The sequence below is a fragment of the Mycoplasmopsis iners ATCC 19705 genome, assembly GCF_000701805.1.
GTDB classification, from domain to species: Bacteria; Bacillota_I; Bacilli_A; order Mycoplasmatales; family Metamycoplasmataceae; genus Mycoplasmopsis; species Mycoplasmopsis iners.
The window spans coordinates 1-6,212 of the sequence record NZ_JNJW01000020.1; the positions used below are offsets into that span (position 1 = coordinate 1).

At 27.9% G+C, this 6,212-nt stretch carries 1 protein-coding gene and 1 pseudogene; one reads left to right on the forward strand and one right to left on the reverse strand.

Going from position 1 to position 6,212, the window contains the following annotated elements; genetic code table 4:
- A partial coding sequence (locus T395_RS03450) for a GA module-containing protein (RefSeq protein ID WP_036458503.1) occupies window positions 1-5,596 on the reverse strand: 5,596 nt, incomplete at its 3' end.
- A gap of 336 nt (window positions 5,597-5,932) precedes the next feature.
- On the opposite strand from T395_RS03450, the pseudogene T395_RS0103075 reads away from it, so the two are divergent.
- Window positions 5,933-6,212: pseudogene (locus tag T395_RS0103075) on the forward strand (hypothetical protein); the annotation flags it as partial.

A 6,212-nucleotide genomic window follows, 5' to 3' on the forward strand; every position in this document is an offset into this window, starting at 1 on the left:
TAAGATTATTAGCTTTTGCCAATTCATCTAATAAAGCTTGTTTTTCTTCTTCAGGAACATTGTTATTAATGTATTGGGTAACTTTTTCTTTTTCAACTTGTAAAGTAGTTTTAAAACCTGTTAAAGTAATTGTTCTTGTACCAGTTGAAACAACTACTGGGTTTTTTTGTGGGTCGTTATTTGAATTCACTATTGCTTTGGTTGAAACAATTTTGAATGTTATGTTTAATGTACCATTATCATTGTTTGGTGATAATTCAATACTGTTTAAATAACCTTCAACATTTAAGTTTGCTGGGTTGTTAAACGCTTTAATAGCTTCTTTAGCAACTTCACTTGGCAATTGATTTCTATTAATTGCGTTAGTATCACTTTCATTAATAGTAAATGAATTATTTAAATCAGCCAAAATATCATCCACTCTTTGTTGTTCAGTTAAAGTGCTTAAGGCGTTATTATCATTTAATGTATAAACCTTAGTTGATTGAACACTTTCAAGATTTTCTTTAGTTGATTGATATTTGTAACTTAAGTCTAATTTACCTGTTAATTCATTTGGATTTGAAATAGCTAAATCAACTGGTTTTACATCTGCAGGCACAGTTGAAGAAATGAATTCAACTTCATTAGTGTCAACTTCACTTGCTGTATCTGTAGCTTGTTTTGCGTCTTTAACTTTAGCTAAAGCAAGAGATAAATCATTTAATCTTGCTAATTCTTCTTGATAACGTTTTTGACCGTTTAAATTATTAATTGCGGTTTGAATTTTGTTATTTAATGAATCGATATTAGATTTATTCATTAAATTATCATTATTGTCAGTATTTAAAGCGGTTACTAAATCTTCTGCTTCTTTAATTACTCCACCTTTTTGATTGCCGTCTTTAGTTGGATTGCCATCATAGGCTTCTCTTAAGGCGTTAGTAGTATAAGTATAATTCTTGCCTGCTGTTACATTATTTTGATCTGCTATGTAATCATGCAAGGTTTTCATTGAAGAATTTAATGCGCTATTAGATGCATCTTGACCAGTAACACCATTAATTGTTGTTTGTCCATTAATTAAAGCACTTGCTTTTTCTTTTTGTTTATCAGTTAATGATGAATAATCAGAATTAATTTTAGCAATTGCATCATTTTTAGCTTTTTGTAATCTTTCATCACCATTTAAATTACTAATTGCTTCTTGAATTGCTTTAGTTCTATTTTTTACTACTTCTAATGATAAATTAGATCCTTGAGTTTTATTAACATCAGTTTTTTGTTGAGTTACCGCGCTATCTAAAGCACTCTTATTATCTGCTTGAGTATAATCTGTGCCTTTTTTAATTGTTTCGATATTATTAGTTGCATCGCTGTAAGCTTTCATTGCATCATTTAAATCACTTGCGTTTTGCGCAATTTGATCTAATTGATCTAGATTAGCTTGATTCACTTGATTTTTAAGTGCAGTTTTTTGTGCATCATTTAAATATTTATAATCATCAATTGCTTTTTTCTTTGCATCTTTTTGATTTTGTTCATATTGAGCTTGAGTTAAAAAGCCAGTTCTAGTTTGTGATGCTGAAACATCACTATAAAAATCATTATTATTAACTGCTTCTTCAGCAATTGTTACTAAATCTTCTTTAGTTCTTGTGGTTTTTAGTTTATATGTATATGAAACTGAGCCATCAGTATCATTAGCTGTAGGAGATGATAAATTAGTTAATTCAACTTGATTAGTAGTTCCATAATTATTTGCTAAAGCAATTGTGTAATCAGTATTTAATTTTGAATCTGAAGCACGTTTGATAGGATCTGCAGTGATGTTAAGAACTGTATTTTGATTAGTATTTGTGTCTTGTGTGACTAAATTATTTAATCTGGTTGATTCTGTTTCAAAACCAGTAATTTCTGCTGTTTTTTCAGTAGAAATTGCACTTTCATCAACAGTTGATTGCAACTTATATGCAATTTTAATTTTGCCGGTTATATCGTTATAACCAAGATATTTAACACTACCTGGATAAATTTGTGTTTTTGCCGGTAATGTTCAAGTAATATCTTCAGAATTATTACCTCTATTTACAACAGCTGACGCTTGAATATTTGATTTTTGACTCGCATCTTTATAATCCGGAGTAGCATTTAAATCATTAACTCTATTTTGCTCATTAGAAAAACCAGTAATATCATAGGTTTTATTTTTAGTATAAACATTAGTTTTATCACTTGTTTTTACTACTCTATAAGTAACAGTTAAAGTGCCAGTGTTATTATCACCACTAATATCAATAATTTCAGTTTCTAAACCATTTGCATCAGGAGAAATGCTTTTTTGAGTAACTAAATCTTGTTGAGCAGCTGTAGGTTCAATATTTTTATTTGGATAATCAAAAGTAGCAGTATAGTTTTTAATTCTGGCTCTTTCATTATTAATATCAGTTCATTTATCTACAATTGTTTTAATATTTTTGTCTGAACCGATTAAAATTTTGTCAGTAAACGGTCGATTTGCATCATAACTATCTTTGTAAAGAGCAGCATTATCTATTTCTTTTTTAACTTGAATTTTTTCTGCATCCGTTAATTCATTTAATGCTGAAATTTGAGTTTTAGCTGTTGTTTTAGCAGTTGCAAAAGCACTAGCCATTTGATCATTTATCTTTTTAATAAATTCACTATTTACACTAAGTGTGACTTCATTTGTGACTGCATTTTCATTATAAGTGAAAATCTTGTTTCCACTTAAAGCACTTTGTAAAGCATTTTTAGCACTTGATTTTTGGTTTGCATCTAAATAGTTAAATTTATCTATTTCGGTATTAAATTCATTAATTGCACCATTAAGATTTTTTGCTTTTTCTATTCATTGTTTAGTAAAAATATCATTATTATCATTATAAAACTTAGTAAGAATATCAGTTGAAGCAAAAATATTTGGAATAGTTTTATCAGAAGCGTTTGTTAAGTTTTTATCAAATGCTTCAAGAGCTGTTAAATCAATTTGATTTGCAGAACTTGCGAACTCAAAAGAACCTAAATTATTAAAGTCATTTTGTGATTGTTTATAAGTTTCAATTTGTGACTTAACCGAATTTTTGTCATTATTTAATTTATTAACTTTACTGATTAAATCAATAATTGTTTTAATTTGCTCGTTTGTAGCATCTAAATTAGCAAATGGATTTAGTTGGCTTTTTGAATTAAGGTTTTTAACTTGAGCTTTAATTGTCTCAATAATAAGGTTTTTAGCTTTATCATAATTTCCACTATAAGTTGAAGAATTTTGTTCAGTAATTGGATATTGTGCTAATTTTGCAAAATATTTTTCAATTTCAGTTTTACCACTAGTTATTACAGCATTTAAATAATCATTAAGCAGTTTATAAACCGTATCCATTGAAGTTTTTAAATTATTATATGATGCACCACTTGAACTAGAAGTTGAATATTCTGTAGAATTAGTTCTGTCAATCGCACCAGATTCGGTATTGTATTGAGTTGAACGGAAATTAATTTTGTTAATATTTCTACTTATTATTTCATCTAAATCGTCTTTTGATTTTTTTACAGCTAAAGCATAAATGATTTTTTTAGTTATATTTGCATTGTAAGTTGAATCATAAACATTATTACTTAAAGGGAAATCACGAATTTCTTTATATTTTGCTTCAATTGTTTTTTGTTGATCATCAAGAGTATCAATATTAGTTTTTCATTTAGTTAAAACAGTACTATCTGAATATTCATTGCTTGCACTAAATCCTGTTTCATTATCTAATGCCATTTTTAAATAATCTTTTTGCCCTTTATTTAATCATTGTTTAGTATCAACATATCTTTTAGCTAATTCAAGATCAGTATATGTATAAGTAATTGGTGCAAATTCAATTCCATTGCTATCAAATCTATTTGATGATAATGGGCTAGCGGTTAATGAACTACCATTTTTAACTTTTCATTTTTTAGCATCTGCACTAAAAATTGTACTTGTTAAACGTAAATCATTTGTATTTCTTACTGCTTTTGTATCTTGATAAATACTTTTGGTACTAATTGTGCTTTTGTTTCTATTAATTCCATCTTTATTAATCTCATAACTAATATTTGAATTTCCATTTTCAGTAATTCTTAAGGTTGTGCGTGGAAATGCATCACTATTTGGATTATAAATATCAGAACTTAGTTCTGAATCAATGGTTTCTAAAGTATAGAATTTTTTAAGTTGAGATTCAGATCTATCAGCTATTTTTCAAAAACCAGAAACAATTCTTTGATAAGTAGTATCATCATCTTTTTCACGATATTCTGCTGATCCAAAGAAAGATTTTCTAGCTGTTGATGAACCAGTATTACCAAAAAATGTTGTATTGCTTGGATTAGCCACATCATTGTATCGCTCAAATTCTACTTCTGCTACTGCTCCGGCAACTAAATAATCAAGCTTTTTATCCATTTCAATATTGAAGACGAATAAACCACCTTGATTGCTATATATAATGTCAGACGGTCTCGCATCACTAATAAGGTTTTTTTGATATAAACCAAAATTTACATATTCACGATTTCTACCATTTGATAATCGAAAGCCATTGTTTCTAATATCTGACATATCGGTTGGAGTAGATACCAAAATATCATACATTCCGTTATATTTATCTGAAGATCTATAATTGTCTCACTCTCTTTTTTGATTTTGCAAATCAGTACTTAACCCATTTGTATATGATGTTGGAGTATTTTTGTAATAAGGTAAGTATGCATAATTGGTTAATCACGCTTCTAATCTATCTCCATTTTTAGAAGCTTGAAGAGAATCTTTATTCACTTTTTGCACTTTTCAAATTCAAGGTGAAATATCATAATCAGATAATTTAGCATTTTTATCTTCTTTTAATTTGATAGTATAAGTTTTTTGTTGTAAAACAGTTGAATCATTTCTATTATCAACTTTAATATACAAGTGAATTTTAATATCACTTGCTAATTTCATATCATTTGAAAAATAAAATGCTCCTGTATAGAACGTTGATTGCGCACCATGGGTTGCAGAAGAGTCACGTAATGGTTTATTAACTAAGTTATAACCTATTTTAAATCTTTTGGTATCAGTACTTGGATTATATCCATTTCCATTTCATCATGGTCCATAATCTACATTTTGATTTTTAAAACCGTCTACTTGTCAAGAATAAAGCGTTCCGCTTTCTGTTGCATAACCACTACCTGTTCAATCGGAAACATTTACATTGTTTGGAAAACCTGGATTTGAAGCATCAAATAATCTAAATCATGAATCTCCAACATTTGGATATTGTCAACTAATATTGGTGTCATTGAAATTCCGATTACCGTTTTTATCAAAAATATTTATATATCTATATGGCGCATATCTAGCATTATGATCTGAAGTTGGAAGTGAATTATAGTTCTTTCAAATATCATCTTGCACATTAACATTAACTTGATCAAAAGTTCAAGTATTGCCTGTAAGAGTTTTACTTGACACATTGTTTGAGCTTGTAGTCAATGAAAGAGGCAAAACAAGTCCTATTAATGGTACTGATGCAGGTACAATTAAAAGACTCCTTTTTAATGCTTTATTTTTCATACATTTCTCCTATTCTATTTATATATTTAAATGTTGAATTTATATAAATTAATGGGCTAATAATAGCATTTAAAAATGCATTCTAAAAAAAAAAAAAAAAAAGTCGCAAAAAAAGCCAAAAAAACGGGTCATTTTTGGCTATTTTTGTAAAAATAGCGGTTTTTGCTCTGTTTTTTCTTTTTTTAATGCCTTTTGGTGTTAAGCTTAAATATTGTTAATTTTTGAACTGTGTTTTTAAACAATTAATACTTAAGAAAAATAAACTAGGACAAGAAAAGTAGACAGAAAATAAAAACTGTCTACTTTTCGTTTACAATAAGAGAAAGGAGTTTACAAATGGCTAAACAATTGAAACATTATGAATGATTAGATCTATTTAGATGACTAGAAAATTGAGAATACACAAATGAATATGAATACAAATTTGCATCTTATATTTCAGAAAAATATAATAAGGATTACTTTAAAGAAAATATTAGACGTAGAATTTGAAATAAATTTAGAGAATATCAAAAAGACGAAACTGTAATATTTTCAAAAACAGGAACAGCCCCTAAAAAAGGGAAGGGTTGTGGAAGACCCAAAAAGAAAACTATTGAAACAGATGATTCAATGA